The sequence below is a fragment of the Halomonas sp. LBP4 genome (assembly GCF_003202205.1).
Lineage (GTDB): Bacteria > Pseudomonadota > Gammaproteobacteria > Pseudomonadales > Halomonadaceae > Halomonas > Halomonas flagellata.
Map to the genome: position 1 here is coordinate 123,479 of NZ_PDOG01000004.1, position 15,761 is coordinate 139,239.

Annotated in this window: 17 protein-coding genes and 1 riboswitch; of the genes, 15 read left to right on the top strand and 2 right to left on the bottom strand. The window is 70.7% G+C overall.

The features are described from left to right. Positions 1-40 precede the first annotated feature (40 nt). The 9 genes from CR157_RS13985 (at position 41) to CR157_RS14025 (ending at position 6,332) form a co-directional block, all read left to right on the top strand. The gene (locus CR157_RS13985) at positions 41-958 is read left to right on the top strand and encodes a LysR family transcriptional regulator (RefSeq protein ID WP_110284150.1); all 918 of its coding nucleotides are present in this window, start codon (positions 41-43) and stop codon (positions 956-958) included. Positions 959-1,046: 88 nt separating this feature from the next. Next, complete coding sequence (locus tag CR157_RS13990) at positions 1,047-1,430, top strand: DoxX family protein (RefSeq protein ID WP_110284151.1); 384 nt, start codon at positions 1,047-1,049, stop codon at positions 1,428-1,430. A 67-nt stretch (positions 1,431-1,497) separates the two neighbouring features. Beyond that, positions 1,498-2,235: a dioxygenase family protein gene (locus tag CR157_RS13995; protein ID WP_110284152.1), complete on the top strand. Its 738-nt coding sequence runs from the start codon at positions 1,498-1,500 to the stop codon at positions 2,233-2,235. 84 nt (positions 2,236-2,319) lie between these two features. Next, the gene (locus CR157_RS14000) at positions 2,320-2,667 is read left to right on the top strand and encodes a hypothetical protein (RefSeq protein ID WP_110284153.1); all 348 of its coding nucleotides are present in this window, start codon (positions 2,320-2,322) and stop codon (positions 2,665-2,667) included. 60 nt (positions 2,668-2,727) lie between these two features. Beyond that, entirely contained in the window at positions 2,728-3,246 is a 519-nt protein-coding gene (locus CR157_RS14005; protein ID WP_110284154.1) for a C40 family peptidase, read from the top strand. Between the two features lie 201 nt (positions 3,247-3,447). Next, positions 3,448-4,479, top strand: a complete 1,032-nt coding sequence (locus CR157_RS14010; RefSeq protein ID WP_110284155.1) for an ABC transporter substrate-binding protein — start codon at positions 3,448-3,450, stop codon at positions 4,477-4,479. Next, on the top strand, positions 4,476-5,240 hold the full coding sequence (locus CR157_RS14015; protein ID WP_110284156.1) for an ABC transporter permease: 765 nt from the start codon (positions 4,476-4,478) through the stop codon (positions 5,238-5,240). Before CR157_RS14010 ends, CR157_RS14015 begins: the two co-directional genes overlap by 4 nt. After that, positions 5,237-6,004 (top strand): ABC transporter ATP-binding protein, encoded by a 768-nt coding sequence (locus tag CR157_RS14020; protein ID WP_110284157.1) that lies wholly within the window; start codon positions 5,237-5,239, stop codon positions 6,002-6,004. The genes CR157_RS14015 and CR157_RS14020 overlap by 4 nt, the downstream gene beginning before the upstream one ends. Before the next feature lie 28 nt (positions 6,005-6,032). Then, a complete protein-coding gene (locus tag CR157_RS14025) occupies positions 6,033-6,332 on the top strand; it encodes a DsrE family protein (RefSeq protein WP_110284158.1) in 300 nt (99 codons plus the stop codon). A gap of 171 nt (positions 6,333-6,503) precedes the next feature. On the opposite strand, the gene CR157_RS14030 is transcribed toward CR157_RS14025, so the two are convergent. Next, positions 6,504-6,701 (bottom strand): CopG family transcriptional regulator, encoded by a 198-nt coding sequence (locus CR157_RS14030; RefSeq protein WP_110284159.1) that lies wholly within the window; start codon positions 6,699-6,701, stop codon positions 6,504-6,506. Positions 6,702-6,893: 192 nt separating this feature from the next. Here CR157_RS14030 and dauA point away from each other — a divergent pair, with 192 nt between their 5' ends. Both dauA and thiE read left to right on the top strand, forming a co-directional pair. Then, positions 6,894-8,648, top strand: coding sequence for a C4-dicarboxylic acid transporter DauA (gene dauA / locus CR157_RS14035; RefSeq protein WP_110284160.1), 1,755 nt, complete (start codon positions 6,894-6,896; stop codon positions 8,646-8,648). 121 nt (positions 8,649-8,769) lie between these two features. Then, positions 8,770-8,870, top strand: a riboswitch (TPP riboswitch). Between the two features lie 31 nt (positions 8,871-8,901). Then, a complete protein-coding gene (gene thiE / locus CR157_RS14040) occupies positions 8,902-9,519 on the top strand; it encodes a thiamine phosphate synthase (protein WP_110284161.1) in 618 nt (205 codons plus the stop codon). A gap of 6 nt (positions 9,520-9,525) precedes the next feature. Here the strand turns inward: thiE and CR157_RS14045 are convergent, their stop codons facing one another. After that, complete coding sequence (locus tag CR157_RS14045) at positions 9,526-10,401, bottom strand: DMT family transporter (protein ID WP_110284162.1); 876 nt, start codon at positions 10,399-10,401, stop codon at positions 9,526-9,528. Between the two features lie 453 nt (positions 10,402-10,854). On the opposite strand from CR157_RS14045, the gene CR157_RS14050 reads away from it, so the two are divergent. From CR157_RS14050 to CR157_RS14065, 4 genes are read left to right on the top strand one after another with little or no spacing between them, the layout of a single operon-like run. Then, positions 10,855-12,387 carry an ABC transporter substrate-binding protein gene (locus CR157_RS14050; protein WP_110284163.1) on the top strand — a complete coding sequence of 511 codons (1,533 nt, stop codon included), beginning with the start codon at positions 10,855-10,857 and terminating at the stop codon, positions 12,385-12,387. After that, complete coding sequence (locus CR157_RS14055; RefSeq protein WP_219999954.1) at positions 12,384-13,370, top strand: ABC transporter permease; 987 nt, start codon at positions 12,384-12,386, stop codon at positions 13,368-13,370. Before CR157_RS14050 ends, CR157_RS14055 begins: the two co-directional genes overlap by 4 nt. Next, on the top strand, positions 13,367-14,191 hold the full coding sequence (locus tag CR157_RS14060; RefSeq protein WP_110284164.1) for an ABC transporter permease: 825 nt from the start codon (positions 13,367-13,369) through the stop codon (positions 14,189-14,191). Before CR157_RS14055 ends, CR157_RS14060 begins: the two co-directional genes overlap by 4 nt. After that, entirely contained in the window at positions 14,188-15,642 is a 1,455-nt protein-coding gene (locus CR157_RS14065; RefSeq protein WP_110284165.1) for an ABC transporter ATP-binding protein, read from the top strand. Before CR157_RS14060 ends, CR157_RS14065 begins: the two co-directional genes overlap by 4 nt. The last annotated feature ends 119 nt before the right edge of the window (positions 15,643-15,761 follow it).

The window sequence follows — 15,761 nt, forward strand, 5'->3', positions numbered from 1 at the left end:
AGCGACCCGACGCCGTCGCAGGCCGCAGAAAGGAGACACCATGAACCTGCTTGTCGCCATGACGGCCTTCGTCCGGGTCGCCGAACTGGGCAGCTACACCCGGGCCGCCGAGCAGCTCGAGCTGTCGCGCACCCAGGTCTCCAAGCTGGTCATGCAGCTGGAGACACACCTGCAGGTGCGGCTACTGCAGCGTACCACCCGACGCCTGCACCTGACCGAGGCCGGCGAACGCTACCTGGCACGTGCCCTGGGCATCCTGCAGGCACTGGAGGAGGCCGAGGCGGAGGTCGGCGCCGGTGTCACCGAGATCCGCGGCCGGCTGCGGGTCAACGGCCCGATGGCCTTTGGCACCGACTACCTGGCGCCGCTGGTGGCACGCTTCATGGTCCGGCACCCGGCCCTGGAGATGCGCCTCGACCTCAACGACCGCCGGGTGGACCTGCTCGAGGAGGGCTACGACCTGGCGATCCGCATCGGCAGCCTGCCGGACTCGAGCCTGGTCGCCCGGCCCCTGACCCGCTGCCATCTGCTGCTGTGCGCCTCGCCCGCCTACCTGGCCGCCCACGGGGAACCGCAACGCCTCGAGGAGCTGACCGAGCATCGCTGCCTGCGCTACCGCACCTCGGGCGGCGGCACCACCTGGCAACTGGGCGATCACAGCCTGCCGGTGAGCGGGCCGCTGGACAGCAACAATGGCGTGGTGCTGGTCCAGGCCGCCGAAGATGGGCTGGGGATCATCCAGCAGCCCAGCTTCCTGCTCACCGAGAGCATCCGGGAGGGACGCCTCGTGCCCATCCTCCCCGAGGCGCCCCCCGTGACGCTGGGGGTCTATGGCCTCTATCCGGCCCGGCGACACCTGCCGGCCAAGGTGGAGCACTTCCTGGATTTTCTCGCCGAGGCCTGGGGCGAGCCGCCCTACTGGGAGGCCGAGCTGGGATTGCCCTCCAAAAGGAAATAATGATGTTCGAGCACGGGTGATTATCCCGCCAAGGAATCTCTCTAGAGTAGCGACATCACCCCCCTGCCAGACTCAATGGAGATTCCCCATGCAAGCACAAGCCATCACCCTGCTGCGCCTTTCCCTCGGCACCATGACCCTGGCCCACGGCCTGCTCAAGGTGTTCGTGTTCACCATCCCCGGTACCGTCGGCTACTTCGAATCGCTCGGCTTCCCGGCCCTTCTCGCCTACCTGACCATCCTGGCCGAAGTCGGCGGTGGCCTGGCGCTGTTGCTGGGCCTCTACACCCGCTGGGTGAGCCTGGCCCTGGTCCCGGTGCTGCTCGGCGCCGCCGCCGTTCACCTGGGCAATGGCTGGATGTTCTCCAACGAAGGCGGCGGCTGGGAATTCCCGGTGTTCTGGGCCATCGCCCTGCTGGTGCAGGCCGGCCTGGGCGGCGGTAACCTGACCCTCAGCCGTCGCTTCGCCTGAGCCATCCCCCCTGGCCGACACCGGTCCCGAATCGGGCCGGCGTTGGCCCATGAAGAGGAGATTCAAGATGTTACCCAGCCTGTACATCTCCCACGGCTCGCCCATGCTGGCGCTCACGCCGACCCCGGCCCACGACTTCCTGCGGGAACTGGGCCGCCACTACCGCCCGGCGGCCATCGTGGTGGTCTCGGCCCACTGGGCGACCCGCGGCCTGGCCGTCAGCACCAGTGCCCGGCCCGAGACCATCCACGACTTCGGCGGCTTTCCGCGGGAACTCTACGAGTGCCAGTATCCCGCCCCCGGCGAGCCCGAACTGGCACGGCGGCTGGCCGAGGAGCTCGGCGCCACGCCGGTGGAGCGCGGCCTCGACCACGGCGCCTGGGTCCCGCTCTCGCTGATGGTGCCGGAGGCCGATATCCCGGTGGTGTCGCTGTCGCTGCCCACCACCTGGTCCAACGCCGCACTGGTCGCGCTGGGCGAGAAGCTCGCCCGACTGCGCGAGGAGAAGGTGCTGGTGATCGGGTCGGGCAGCCTGACCCATAACCTGGGGGCCATGACTCCGGAGCACGGCACCGTGCCCGCCTGGGTCAGCGACTTCATCGACTGGGTGCACGGGCGCCTGCTGGCCGACGATCGCCCCGCCCTGCTCGCCTGGGAGCAGACGCCTCACGGCCGTGCCAACCACCCGACCCCGGAGCACTTCCAGCCGCTGCTGGTGGCGATGGGGGCGGGCGGCCAGGCACAACGCCTGCACCACAGCGTCGAGCACGGCGTGCTGGCCATGGATGTCTACGCCTTCGCCTGAGCCCCCTGGTGAGGCAGGGACGCGAAGGAGCGCCTATGTTGATAAGGATACGCCCCTGCCACCGGAACGAGTCGAGGGTTCACCATGACTGCCATCGACATGAGCCTGGGTGACCACATCACCCTCAAGCAACTGTCCTACGCGCTGACCCACGGCCTCTCACCCATCGTCGAGGTCGAGTCCCAGGACGGCATCTACATCGTGCGCTTCCACCATGCCAACGGGGTCTCGGAGCTGGCGGACGCCAACGGCAAGACCTGGACCTTCCTCGGCACCGGGGAGATCCAGGACCTGCTCGGCGACCTGGGCCTGACCCATGGCGTGCTGACCTGGGCCGACCAGTGCGGCGACGAGATGATCGGCGTATCGGGACATGCCATCACGCCCGACGAGCGGCTGGCCTACGGCACCCGCATCGCCTTTCGCTCCTGACCGCCACGGGCTAATGTAGGGGGCATGACCCTCAGCGAGTGATAACGTCCGGTGCTCGACATGTCCCGCACGCCCCGTCGCGCCGCCCACCGGCGGCGCCCTGTCTCCGGCCCGGCCCTGCGTCTCCTGGCGGCGGGGATGGCGCTGCTGGTGCTGGCCGGTTGTGCCAGCCGCGACCTGGCCACCCGCGACACGGCCCCCGACGAGGGCCTCTCCCTCGAGCGTGCGCTGATCCTCGCCTCCGCCGAACAGGCCCTCGGCACGCCCTATCGCCCGGGCGGCAATACCCCCGAGGGCCTCGACTGCTCCGGCCTGGTCGAGCTGGTCTATCGCAACGCGGGCATTGCGGTGCCACGCACCGCCGACGACCAGTACCGCGAACTGCCGGAGGTGCGCCAGGCCCGTCCGGGTGACCTGCTGTTCTTCGGCGACCGCCGCAAGGCCACCCATGTCGGCATCTACCGCGGCAACGGCCAGATGATCCACGCCCCGGGGCGGGGACGTGACGTGGTCAGCGTGCCGCTCGAGGTCGCCTACTGGCAGGAGCGCTTCCTCGGCGCCGCCGGGCCGGCGCCTTGAGTCCCGGCCTCCACGACCCGGGCCAGCCCGCTGCCCATACGGAGTTCGCCGGCCGGCTTTCCGGCCGGGCGCGCTCCGCGTGTCGTCGATGTTCACAGGGGGTGATTGCATGGTTACAATTATAAAAACGCCCTCATTAAATCTTCTTCGTTATAAAAGTAGATCATCGGCCATGCCGATCGACGCCCCCTGGAGCCCCCCATGTCACGACGCATTCCTCTACTGGCCCTCCTGGCGACGCTGGTACTCGGCGCTGTCGGCCTGGCCAAGGCCAGTGATCATTCGACCACGCTCGAGGTCGGCTACATGCCGATCCTGCCGGTGGCCCAGCTGTTCGTGATGGAGGGCGAGGGCTGGACCGAGGAGGCCGGCCTCGAGCTGGAGCTGACCCGTTTCTCCAGCGGCCCGGCCATGGTCCAGGCGCTGGCCTCCGGCGAGCTCGATGTCATGTACTTCGGCATCGGCCCCGCCATGGTGGCCCGCGCCAACGGCGTGCCGATCAAGGTACTGGCCGCGAGCATCCAGGAGCAGATCGGCCTGGTCGCCCGCGGCGAACTCGCCGGCTACTTCGACCAGTACGATGCCGCCGAGGCGATCACCCGCTTCACCGAGGAGCAGAATCGCCAGCCCAAGATCGCCACCTTTCCCCAGGGGTCGGTCCCCGACACCGTGCTGCGCTACTGGCTGATCGAGCAGCTGGGGGTCGGCCTGGAGGCGGTCGAGATCGTCGCCATGGGCGCCGACCGCGTCCAGCAGGCGCTGCTGGCCGGCGCCGTGGACGCCGCCTCGATTCTCGAGCCGATCCTCACCACGGTCCAGGAACGTGACGACAGTGCCCGGGTGGTCGCGCGTGCCGGCGAGATGCTGCCCGGCCAGCCCGGTGCCGTACTGGCCGCCCGCGAGCGCGTGCTCGAGGAGGAGCCCGAAGCGATGCGCCGGCTGATGGCCCTGCATCTGCGTGCCACCGAGATGCTGGTCGAGGAGCCCGGCCGTGCCGCCCCCCATGTGCGCGAGTTCGTCGGCCGCCGCCTGATCGGCCTGGAAACGGTGGAAGCCGCCCTGAGCTCGCCGTCATCCCACTATGTCAGCGACCCGCATGCGATCCGGGAAGGCACGCGGCGCATGCACGACTTCCAGCTCGCCCAGGGGTCGCTGCGCCAGCCGGTCGATCTGGAGGCACTGTTCGACACCCGCCTGTATGACGAAGTGAGTGCGGAGCTGGCCACCCAATGACCTCTCCCCTGACCCGCTCGCGGCGCACCCTGCTCAGCGCCGCGGGCCTGTCCGGTTTTCTGCTGCTGTGGGAGCTGGCGCTGCGCAGCGGGCTGCTGCCCGGCAGCCTGGTCCCGCTACCCTCGGCGATCCCGCGGGTCTTCTGGTACGAGCTGATCGACGGCATCTGGCTGGAGGTGGTGCGCTCGAGCCTCGGTCACTACAGCGTGGGCCTGCTGCTGGGCTCGAGCCTGGGCATCGCGGTGGGGGTGTCGGCGGCGCTGATGCCGCGCTTCAATGCCCTGCACGCCTGGCTGGCCCGGCTGCTGCGCCCGATCCCGCCCCTGGCGTGGATTCCCTTCGCGATCATCTGGTTCGGCATCAATCCGGCCGCCGCCGCCTTCATCATCAGCATCGGCGTGTTCTGGATCAACTACTTCGCCAGCTACAGCGCGGTGCGCTCGGTGGACCCTGACTTCGACGAGGTGGCCCTGGCCTTTGGCCAGCGCAGTTTCCTGGCCCGGCTGACCAAGGTCAGCCTGCCAGCCGCCGCCCCGGGTATCCTGGGCGGCCTGCGCGCCGGCCTGGGACAGGGCTGGATGACCGTGGTGGCCGCCGAGCTGTTCGGCATCCCCGGTATCGGCCAGCGCATGATGGAGGCCTCGAGCCTGCTGGCCACCGATATCGTGGTGGTCTACATGCTGACCATCGCCGGGCTCTATGCGCTGTTCGACTTCCTGTTCATGCTGGTCCAGCATCGGGTCCTGAGGTGGCAGCCATGAACCGCCCCATCGCCGACGCGTCCCCGGTGCTGAGTGCACGCGAAGTCAGCCTCGGCTTCGGTTACACGCCCGTCCTCGCCGGCGTCGACCTGACCCTCTACCCACGCGAATTCATCGCCGTGGTGGGTGCCTCCGGCGTCGGCAAGTCGACCCTGCTGCGCGCCCTGACTGGCCTGCTCCCCCCGCAGTCCGGCGAGGTGGTGATTCCCGCCGGCAACGCCGAGGATACCCGCGCCTGGTCGATGGTCTTCCAGGCGCCGCGCCTCTTCCCCTGGCGTCGCGTGCGGGCCAACGTAGAGCTGGGGTTGGAGGGGCTGGCGTTATCGCGGGCCGAGCGTCGCCAGCGTGCGCTGGAGCCGTTGGCGCTGGTCGGCCTGGACGCCTATGCCGACCGCTGGCCGCACACCCTCTCCGGGGGCCAGCAGCAGCGGGTCGGCATCGCCCGCGCGCTCGCCGTGCGCCCGCGGGTCCTGTTCATGGACGAGCCCTTCTCGGCGCTCGATGCCATCACTCGCCGGCGGCTGCAGCAGGAGCTGATCGCGCTGCGCCGGCGCACCGAGGCCGCCATCGTCTTCGTCACCCACGACATCGAGGAGGCCGTGCTGCTGGCCGACCGGGTGATGGTGCTCGGAGACCAGGCGCCGGGGCAGCCGGCCAGGGTAGTGGATACCCTGGAGGTCGACCTGCCGCTGGACGAGCGCCGAGACCACCCCGATTTCGCCCCCCTGGTGCAGGGCGTCGAAGCCCGTATCGGCGACCACTGAGGCGATCAAGACCCGAGGAGAACCCCCCATGGCGACACTGCGCGTACTCTTGCATGCTCCCACTCCGCAAGCCCTGGGCCGTGCCCGGCGCAACGCCCGTAACCTGCTCGATGCCCGGCCCGCGGCCGAGGTGCTGATCATTGCCAATGGCGGCGCCGTGGCCGCCGCCCTGGCACAGTCCGACGATACCGACCCCCACCTGCGCCTGTGCCGCAACTCCCTCAAGGCTCAGGGACTCGACAACGCCGCCGGCATCGGGGAGATCGACGCCGCCGTGGTCACCCTGGCCGAGCGCCAGGCCGAGGGCTGGGCCTATATCCGCGCCTGAACCGGCGAGCCGTGGATTTATCCGCCCCCTTAAGCGGGCGTTAAGTTGCCGGGACCAGAGTATCGGGGAAACGTCATGGAGACGCCCCGACACCCTGCCTTCCCCCCGCCGTGCCGGTGACCACCGGGGGCCCCGTGCCCGCCGCCGCTGGCCTGGCGGGAGCGCGCCACATCACTCCCGCCCCGGCGCGTCCCTGCTGGCCAGGTCGGGACGGGATGCGTACTCCACGCCGTGGTCGCGCAGGTAGTCGCGGATCAGCTGTCGCACCACCTGGGACGGGGTCAGGTCCTGGGCCGCACACAGCTGCTCGAAGGCTCGCTTCTTGTGCGGGTCGATCAACAGGGTCAGGCGTGCTGTCTTCTTCTCCATGGCGATTCTCCGGCAGTATTACCATCAAATGTTAATGTCCGCTGCCCGCCGGGGCAATGCCGGGGGCGTATTTGTCGACAATACTAACGACATGTTAATGTCATTCACATAAGCAACCGGATCGATCCCCGCTGGATATGTGGCCACCGGCCCATCCACGGTGCGGGTGACCACCCAGGGAGGACCCCGTGAATGGCACGCCACCGACCGTCCCCACCCCTTCCCGGCATCGCCACCGGCCTGCGCGCGGCCTGGCGAGACGGCTACGGCCTGGACGACCTGCGCCACGACATCCTGGCCGGCGTGACCATCGGCACCGTGGCCGTGCCGCTCTCCATGGCCCTGGCGATCGCCACCGGCGTGCCTCCCCAGCACGGGCTCTACACGGCGATCGTCGCCGGCGCGATCATCGCGCTGACCGGCGGTTCACGCTTCAATGTCTCGGGTCCGACGGCGGCCTTCGTCGTCATCCTCTTCCCCATCGTCCAGCAGTACGGCCTGGGCGGCCTGCTGATCGCCTCGATGATGGCCGGGGTGATCCTGGTGGTCCTCGGCATCACCGGCATGGGGCGCCTCATCCAGTACGTGCCCTATCCGGTGGTGCTCGGCTTCACGGCGGGGATCGCGGTGGTGATCGCCGTGCTGCAGCTGCCCGACTTCCTGGGGCTGGAGGTCGGGCAGCTGGGTGAGCACTTCGTCGAGAATCTGGGACGGATCGCCGTCTCGCTGCCCGGCCTGGCTCCGCTCGAGCTGGGGATCGGGGCCTTCACCCTGGGCGTCCTGCTGCTCTGGCCGCGCCTGCATGTGCCGATTCCGGCACCCCTGATCGGGCTGGTGGTCGGTGCGGTGGTGGCCTATGCGGTCAACCACGGGATAGGCGACCCGAGCACGGGGAACATGGTGGAGACCATCGCCTCGCGCTTCACCTGGGAGGTACAGGGCGAGACAGGCAGTGGCATCCCCCCGATCGCGCCGAGTTTCGTGGCCCCCTGGCGGCTGCCCGGCGCAGATGGTGAGCCACTGGTGCTGGATTTCGACCTGATTCGCGCCCTGCTGGGTCCCGCCTTCGCCATCGCCATGCTGGGGGCGATCGAGTCGTTGCTGTGCGCGATGGTGTCCGACGGACTGACCCGGACCCGGCATGACCCCAACGCCGAACTGATCGGCCAGGGGCTGGGCAACATCGTCGCGCCGCTGTTCGGCGGCATCACCGCCACGGCCGCCATCGCCCGGACCGCCACCAACATCCGCAGCGGCGCCCGTTCGCCGATCGCGGCGGTGGTGCATGCGCTGGTGGTGCTGCTGGCGGTGGTCGCCCTGGCGGGCCTGCTGGGGCTGGTGCCGATGGCCGCGCTGGCGGCACTGCTGTTCATCGTCGCCTGGAACATGAGCGAGGCCCGGCACTTCCTCCACACCCTGCGCTCGGCCCCGCCGGGTGACGTGGCCATCCTGTTGACCTGCTTCACCCTGACCGTGCTCTTCGACATGGTGCTGGCGGTGGCCGTGGGCATCGGGCTGGCCGCCGCCCTGTTCATCCGGCGCATGTCGCTGCTGACCCAGACCCTGCGCGTCGATACCGGGTCCCATGCCCCCATCGACGAGCTGCCCGGCGAGGTCGCCCTCTACGACATCAACGGCCCGCTGTTCTTCGGCGCCGCCGAGAAGGCGCTCTCCTCGCTGCACCTGGTGGACCCGAAAGTGCGGATCGTCATCCTCGACATGCATGACGTGCCGAGCATGGATGGCACCGCCATCGTGGCCCTCAAGGCCCTGATCGACGAGATGCACCGCGAGGGGGTCGCACTGGTGCTGGTCGGCCTGCCGGCGCGGATCCTCGTCAAGCTGCGCCGTGCAGGCATCCGCCGGACGGCCGGCCGGCTGACCTACTGCCGAGAGCTGGCCCACGCCCGGAAGGTGGCCCTGCGCTGGCTCGCCCGCACCGCCTGAAGGGCGGCGCCGCCGCTGACATGCAACGGTCATCCCGCCTTAAGCGATTCTTAAGACGGCGCCTCTAGACATGATGGGTTGACCTGCCTTTACAGCCAGGAAGCGGGCAGGGATAGTGGTGGCCTGACGACAGGGGCGCCGCGGCGATACCGCCACGGCTGAGACGCACCCTCGGAACCTGACCCGGATAATGCCGGCGTAGGGAGTCGTGCAGCTCCCGCCAGCCTGCACGTCCCGCGCCCGGGAGGACAGCATGCCAATCGACCTTTCCCTCTACCTGGTCACCGACCCCGGCCTCTGCGCCGACCGCGGGCTGGTGGACACGGTGGTCGCCGCCGTGCGCGGCGGCGTGACCCTGGTGCAGCTGCGCGACAAGCACGCCTCCGATGCCGAGCTGATCGACCAGGCCCGCCGCCTCAAGGCCGCACTCGCCGGCAGCGGCGTGCCACTGATCATCAACGACCGCCCCGAGGTGGCCCTGGCCGCCGGGGCCGACGGCCTGCACCTGGGCCAGGACGACGGCGACGTGGCCGCCGCCCGTGCCGCCCTGGGCGAGCGGGCGATCCTCGGGCTCTCGGTGCAGACCCACGCGCAGCTCGCTCGCCTCGATCCGGGCCCGCTGGACTACCTGGGCCTGGGCCCGGTGTTCGCCACCCCCACCAAGCACGACCACGCGCGCCCGCTGGGCTTCGACGGCCTGGCCGCGCTGGTCGCCGCCAGCCCCCTGCCCACGGTGGCCATCGGCGGCCTCAAGGCCGAGCATGCCGCAGCGGTGCGCTCGGCGGGGGCCGACGGTCTGGCGGTGATCTCGGCGATCTGCGGCCAACCCGACCCGGAGGCCGCGGCCCGGGCCTTCTTCACCCGGCACTGATGGCACTCAAGAGGTGGGGCGGCGCTTCAGGGTCGTGCGGCGGTCGTGGTAGGCGATCGCCAGGCCGCTGCCGATGATCAGCAGACTGCCGACGAAGACCCAGAGGTCGGGCATCTCGCCCCAGAACCACCAGCCCAGCAGCACCGCCCAGAGCATGGCGGTGTAGTCGAAGGGGGCCGCGATGGCCGCCGGCGCGAAACGAAACGCCAGGGTGATGCACGCCGTCGCCCCGATACCGACGATCCCCGAGCCGAGAAACCCCAGCCAGTGCCAGGGATGCGGCGTCTGCCACACCCAGGGCAGGGTGACCGTGGTCACCATCAGCGGCACCAGGGTGATGTAGAAGACCATGGCCCAGAGATGCTCGCGGCCCCCGTAGCGCCGCGAGGTGATCATCAGCAACGCATAGAAGACCGCCGCGGCCACCATGACCAGCGCGCCGGAGTGGAAACCCTCGCCGCCCGGCCGCACCACCACCAGCACCCCGGCAAAGCCCAGCAACGAGGCCGCCAGCACCTGGCGGTCGACCCTTTCGCCGAGCAGCGGCACCGACAGCAGCGTGACGAACAGCGGCGCGGCGAAGGCGATGGCCGTGGCCTTGGCCAGCGGCAGCAGGGTCAGGCCGAGCACGAAGAAGACCATGGTGCCGGTGTAGATCAGCCCGCGGGCCAGGTGTGCGCCGGGCCGGCGGGTGCGCAGCTTGCGCAGGCCGCCGCCGAAATGCGCCAGCAGCGCGATCAGCGGCAGCGATACCAGGGTACGGAAGAAGATGATCTGCAGCGGCGAATGCACCTCGCCCAGCCACTTGGCGATGGCGTCGCCGAGTGCCAGGCAGAAGACGCCCGCACACATGAACAGGATGCCCTTCAACGACGATGACATGGAGCCCTCCCCGCCCCCCCCGGCTAGCCGGCGCCCAAAAAACCACCCCGCCGGTCCAGGAGGCCGACGGGGCGTGATCGTGACGACAGGCTAGGAGGTTAGCAGACAAACGGCAACCGCCGGGTCGCCGATTGCCACGCGCATGACGGTGCTGGCCGACGTCAGGCCTTGCACCCGCCGCCGCGAGACACGGATGCGACCTCCAACGCGCTCACCCCCAGGGGCATTGTCCCAAACACGAATTGTTATGTTATATAGTAACCTTTATTATTCGTGGAAGAGAGACTCGCCATGGCCGCCTGGACTGGCACGGCCGAGGCCCCGGCGGACGCGCCTGCTGCTGGCCCTGGACCCCGGCTGACCCACCCCGGATGCCTCGCCCCGGATCAGGCGGCCGAACCGACGCCACCGACACCGCTTTCAACGACATACCCACAAGGAAGACTGCACAAGATGTTCCCTCCCCGCCCCCTACTCGCCGGCCTCGCCCTGGCCTTGAGCTCCACCGCTGCCCTGGCCGATGCCCGCAGCCTGGATATCGTCGCCCCCTGGGAGATCACCGGCGCCGACCCTGCCACCTCGGGCTATGTGTTCGGCCGCATGCGGGTCGCCGAGACCCTGGTCGACACCGACGCCGACGGCCGGCCCGCGCCGGGGCTGGCGACCGCTTGGCACCAGGCCGACGATGGCCTCGGCTGGCGTTTCACCCTGCGCGACGACGCCCGCTTCCATGACGGCTCGCCGGTCACCGCCGAGGCCGTCGTCTCGAGCCTCGAGCACGCCCTGGCCAAGCCGGGCATTCTCGACTCGGCGCCGATCACCGCCATCGAGGCCGACGGCAACGAGGTGGTGATAAGCCTGGCGCAAGCCTTCGCGCCGCTGCCGGCGCTGCTCGCCCACTCCACCACCCTGATCCTGGCCCCCGCGGCCTACGGCGACGATGGCCAGGTGACGGCGGTGATCGCCAGCGGCCCCTACCGGGTCGAGTCCCTGACACCGCCCCAACGGCTCACGGTGAGCCGCTTCGACGACTACTGGGGCGAGGCCCCCGAGATCGAACAGGCCAGCTACCTGGCGGTGGGCCGCGGCGAGACCCGTGCGCTGATGGCCGAGAGCGGCGACGCCGATATCGTCTTCACCCTCGACCCGGCAAGCCTCGCGCGGCTCTCCCGCCACGACCGGCTCGACCTGCACGCCGAACCGCTGCCGCGCACCATCGTGCTCAAGACCAATGCCGGCCACCCCTTCCTCGACGACGACCGCGCCCGCCGGGCGCTGGGCCTGGCCATCGATCGCACCGGCATCGCCAGCGGCCTGCTGCGCCACCCGGAGGCCGCGGCCGTCGAGCTGTTCCCGGAAAGCCTCGGGCCCTGGCACCTGGGCCTCGAGGCCGATGCGGCCCGGGACCTCGACCAGGCCCGGGGGCTACTGGCCGAGCTGGGCTGGGAGGCGAACGACAACGGCATCCTCGAGCGCGACGGCGAGCCCTTCCGGCTGACCCTGCGCACCTTCTCCGACCGGCCGGAGCTGCCGCTGGTGGCCACCGCCCTGCAGGACCAGTGGCGCGAGCTGGGCGTGGATCTCGAGGTGGCGGTGGGCAACGCCAGCGAGATCCCCTCCGGGCACCGCGACGGCAGCCTCGAGCTGGGCCTGATGGCCCGCAACTACGGCCTGGTGCCCGACCCGCTGGGCACGCTGCTCGACGACTTCGGCAGCGATCCGGACGCCATGGGCGGCGACTGGGGCGCCATGGGCTGGTCGGATGCCGAGCTGGCCGATTGGCTCGACTCCCTGCGCCATGAAGCCGACCCCGACGCCCGCAGCGAGCTGGCGACCCGGGTCGCCAGGCGCCTGCACGAGGCGATGCCGGTCATCCCCGTCGCCTGGTACCAGCAGACCGCCGCGGTGAACGGTGAACTGGAGGGCTTCTCCATCGACGCGCTGGAACGCAGCTACCGCATCGACGAGCTGAGGTGGTCGGAATGAGCGCCACCCTGACACAGGCAGCCGTCAGCAGGGTGCGTGGCAAGGGGGTGGGCGGCCTGCTGCTGCCGCGGCTGTTCCAGGCCGGGCTGGTGGCGTGGATGGTCGGCACCCTGACCTTCGTGCTGACCCGTACCCTGCCCGGCGACATGGCCTACCGTATCGCCGCCGGGCGCTATGGCCACGACATGGTCAACACCGCCGCCGCCGAGGCGGTACGCGCCGAGCTGGCCCTGGAGCAGCCGGCCCTCACCGCCTACTTCGGTTGGCTATGGGACCTGGTGCAGTTCGACCTGGGCCGTTCGCTGGTCAGCGGCGCACCGGTGGTACACGAGCTGTGGCACCAGCTCGGCCATTCGCTGGGGCTGGCGGCGTCCGCCGTGCTGCTCTCGCTGCTGCTCGGGCCGCCGCTGGGCCTGGCCGCCGGCCTCAGGCCCGGCGGCGCCCTGGACCGCGCCAGCGAAGTCGCCGCCAGCGTGCTGCGCGCCCTGCCCCCCTTCGCCGTGGGCCTGCTGCTGATTCTGCTGTTCTCGGTGACGCTGGGCTGGCTGCCCGCCGCCGGCCACGGCCGCACCGCCCACAGCGTGCTGCCGGCGCTGACCCTGGCGCTCGCCCTGGCGGCGGTCTCCAGCCGGGTGGCGCGCAACGCCATGGCCGACGTCTCCCAGTCGGCCTACTACGCCTTCTCGCGCACCAAGGGGCTCAGCGAGCGGCTGAGCTTCCTGCGCCATGGCCTGCGCAACGCCGCGGTACCGGTGATCGCCTACCTCGGCGTGCAGTTCGTCACCCTGATCGAGGGCGTGGTGGTGGTCGAGACGCTGTTCGCCTGGCCCGGCATCGGCCACGCCCTGGTGCACGCCATCGTCGCCCGCGACGTGCCGATGATCCAGGGCACGGCCCTGGTCATGGGGCTGCTGTTCGTGGCGCTCAACACCCTGGTGGATATCGTCTGCCATCTGCTCGACCCCAGGAGGCGCCAGGCATGACGACCCTCGCTCTTCGCTTACGCGCCCTGCCCCTGCCGGCGCTCGGCCCCCGCCAGCGCCTGGGGGCGGCGCTGCTGGCGCTGCTGCTGGCCTTCGCCTGGCTGGTGCCGTGGCTTTTCGACGCCGACCCGGCTCGCCAGCAGCTGACCCGCATCCTGCAGCTGCCGTCGCTGGCCGAGCCGCTGGGCACCGACCACCTGGGCCGCAGCCTGCTGGCCAGGCTGGCCGCCGCCATCCGCCTGTCATTCGGCATGGCGCTGCTCAGCGTGGCCACCGCCGCGGTACCCGGCGTGCTGATGGGGGTGGTCGCCGGCTGGCGCGGCGGCTGGCTGGACCGGGTGCTGGGCAGCCTGGCCGATGCCTGCCTGGCGCTGCCCGGCCTGCTGCTGGTGCTGCTGCTGGTGGCCATCGCCCCGGGCAACTTCTGGGCGCTCTACGTGGGTATCTCGCTGGTGCTGTGGATCGAGTACTTCCGCCTGGCGCGCGCCCGCACCCGGGCGCTGGCGGCCTCGCCCCAGCTCGAGGCGAGCCGCCTGCTGGGCTTCGGCCCGCTCTACCTGTTCCGCCGCCACCTGTGGCCGGAGCTCGCCCCCCAGGTACTGACCCTGGCCGCCTTCGGCGCCGCCAGCGCGATCCTGGCCATGGCCGCGCTCGGGTTCGTCAGCGTCGGCCTGCGCCCGCCCACCGCCGAACTGGGGCTGATGATGATCGAGCTCCTGCCCTACTACCACGAGGCGCCCTGGGCCATGGCCCAGCCGATCCTGGTGCTGTTCGTACTGGTGATGAGCCTCAACCTGCTGGCCGGGAGGGACCCCCGATGAACGCGCCCCTGCTGAAGGTCGACGACCTAGCGATCCACGGCGATGGCGTGACCATCGCCCCGGTCTCGCTCACCCTGGCCCCGGGCGGGCGCCTCACCCTGCTCGGCGAGACCGGCTCGGGCAAGAGCCTGATCGCCCAGGCGATCATGGGCACCCTGCCCAAGGAGCTCGCCACCCGCGGCCGGCTGGCGATCGACGGCGAGGCCTTCGAGGCCGCCGACGGCCGCTCGCGCCGCCCGCTGTGGGGCCGCACCCTGGCGCTGCTGCCCCAGGAACCCTGGCACGCTCTGGACCCGACCATGCGGGCGGTGCACCAGGTCGCCGAGAGCCATCGTCATGTGGCCGGCCTGTCCCGGCGCCGGGCCACGGAGGCCGCCCGGCGCGACCTGGCCGAGCTGGGGCTGGCGGAGGCCGGGCACAAGCTGCCCGGCGAGCTCTCCGGCGGCATGGCGCAACGGGTGGCGTTCGCCGCCGCCAGCGCCGGCGGCGCGACCATCGTGATCGCCGACGAGCCCACCAAGGGCCTCGATGCGCCGCGCCGCGACGCCGTGGTGGAACTGCTGGCGCGCACGCCGGAACGGGGCGGGGCCCTGCTGACCATCACCCACGATATCGACGTCGCCCGGCGCCTCGGCGGCGAGGTGGCGATCCTGCGCCAGGGCCAGGTGGTCGAGCGCGGCCCGGCCGAGCGCCTGCTCTCGGCACCGCAGAGCGACTACGGCCAGCGCCTGCTGGCCGCCGAACCGGCGCGCTGGCCGGCCCCGCCGCCGCTCTCGGGCGACCGCGGCGCGCCCGTGATCGCGGCCACCGGGCTGGCCAAGGCCCGCGGCGGCCGTGAGCTGTTCCGCGACCTCTCGCTGGCCATCCATCCCGGCGAGATCGTCGGCGTGGTCGGCCCCTCGGGCTGCGGCAAGAGCACCCTGGGCGATATGCTGCTGGGCGTGGCCCACGCGGACGCCGGGGAGGTACACCATGCGCCGGGCTCGCCGCTCGGCCGGCAGAAGCTCTACCAGGATCCGCCGGTGGCCTTCTCGCCCCACTGGACGCTCGGCCGGCTGCTCGACGACCTGGTGCGCCGTCATCGCCTCGATCGCCGCGCCATCGCGCCCTGGATGGAACGCCTGGGCCTCGACGAGCGGCTGCTGGCGCGCCGCCCCGGCGAGATCTCCGGCGGCGAGCTGCAGCGCTTCGCCATCCTGCGGGTGCTGCTGCTCGAGCCGCGTTTCCTGTTCGCCGACGAACCCACCTCGCGGCTCGACCCCATCACCCAGCGCGAGACCCTCGCCCTGCTGGTGGAACTGGCCCGGGAGCACCGCTGCGGCGTGATGCTGGTCAGCCACGACCCGGCGCTGATCGAGCGGCTGTGCGACCGGCGGCTGTCGCTGGAGCGCGATGTACCCGCGGCCAGAGAGTATCTTGCGCGGCCTGAGGCCACTCCCTCGATGTCATGACCCTTTTACGGCTGGCAGTACCTTGGGCGGTCTTCGTGGCCGCCTTTTTTCATCGCCGGGATCAACCACAACCCTCGGCGAAGCGAGCAAGAAATGGCCCCGCGGGCAACTTCTTGCCC

What these genes read in the sequence shown, in the direction of transcription:
- CR157_RS14000 (WP_110284153.1), top strand. Translation starts at nt 2,320, where the DNA reads ATGACTGCCATCGACATGAGCCTGGGTGACCACATCACCCTCAAGCAA.
- CR157_RS14055 (WP_219999954.1), top strand. Translation starts at nt 12,384, where the DNA reads ATGAGCGCCACCCTGACACAGGCAGCCGTCAGCAGGGTGCGTGGCAAG.
- CR157_RS14025 (WP_110284158.1), top strand. Translation starts at nt 6,033, where the DNA reads ATGGCGACACTGCGCGTACTCTTGCATGCTCCCACTCCGCAAGCCCTG.
- thiE (WP_110284161.1), top strand. Translation starts at nt 8,902, where the DNA reads ATGCCAATCGACCTTTCCCTCTACCTGGTCACCGACCCCGGCCTCTGC.
- CR157_RS13985 (WP_110284150.1), top strand. Translation starts at nt 41, where the DNA reads ATGAACCTGCTTGTCGCCATGACGGCCTTCGTCCGGGTCGCCGAACTG.
- CR157_RS14015 (WP_110284156.1), top strand. Translation starts at nt 4,476, where the DNA reads ATGACCTCTCCCCTGACCCGCTCGCGGCGCACCCTGCTCAGCGCCGCG.
- CR157_RS14060 (WP_110284164.1), top strand. Translation starts at nt 13,367, where the DNA reads ATGACGACCCTCGCTCTTCGCTTACGCGCCCTGCCCCTGCCGGCGCTC.
- CR157_RS14005 (WP_110284154.1), top strand. Translation starts at nt 2,728, where the DNA reads ATGTCCCGCACGCCCCGTCGCGCCGCCCACCGGCGGCGCCCTGTCTCC.
- CR157_RS14045 (WP_110284162.1), bottom strand. Translation starts at nt 10,401, where the DNA reads ATGTCATCGTCGTTGAAGGGCATCCTGTTCATGTGTGCGGGCGTCTTC.
- CR157_RS14020 (WP_110284157.1), top strand. Translation starts at nt 5,237, where the DNA reads ATGAACCGCCCCATCGCCGACGCGTCCCCGGTGCTGAGTGCACGCGAA.
- CR157_RS14065 (WP_110284165.1), top strand. Translation starts at nt 14,188, where the DNA reads ATGAACGCGCCCCTGCTGAAGGTCGACGACCTAGCGATCCACGGCGAT.
- CR157_RS13990 (WP_110284151.1), top strand. Translation starts at nt 1,047, where the DNA reads ATGCAAGCACAAGCCATCACCCTGCTGCGCCTTTCCCTCGGCACCATG.
- CR157_RS14030 (WP_110284159.1), bottom strand. Translation starts at nt 6,701, where the DNA reads ATGGAGAAGAAGACAGCACGCCTGACCCTGTTGATCGACCCGCACAAG.
- CR157_RS14050 (WP_110284163.1), top strand. Translation starts at nt 10,855, where the DNA reads ATGTTCCCTCCCCGCCCCCTACTCGCCGGCCTCGCCCTGGCCTTGAGC.
- CR157_RS13995 (WP_110284152.1), top strand. Translation starts at nt 1,498, where the DNA reads ATGTTACCCAGCCTGTACATCTCCCACGGCTCGCCCATGCTGGCGCTC.
- dauA (WP_110284160.1), top strand. Translation starts at nt 6,894, where the DNA reads ATGGCACGCCACCGACCGTCCCCACCCCTTCCCGGCATCGCCACCGGC.
- CR157_RS14010 (WP_110284155.1), top strand. Translation starts at nt 3,448, where the DNA reads ATGTCACGACGCATTCCTCTACTGGCCCTCCTGGCGACGCTGGTACTC.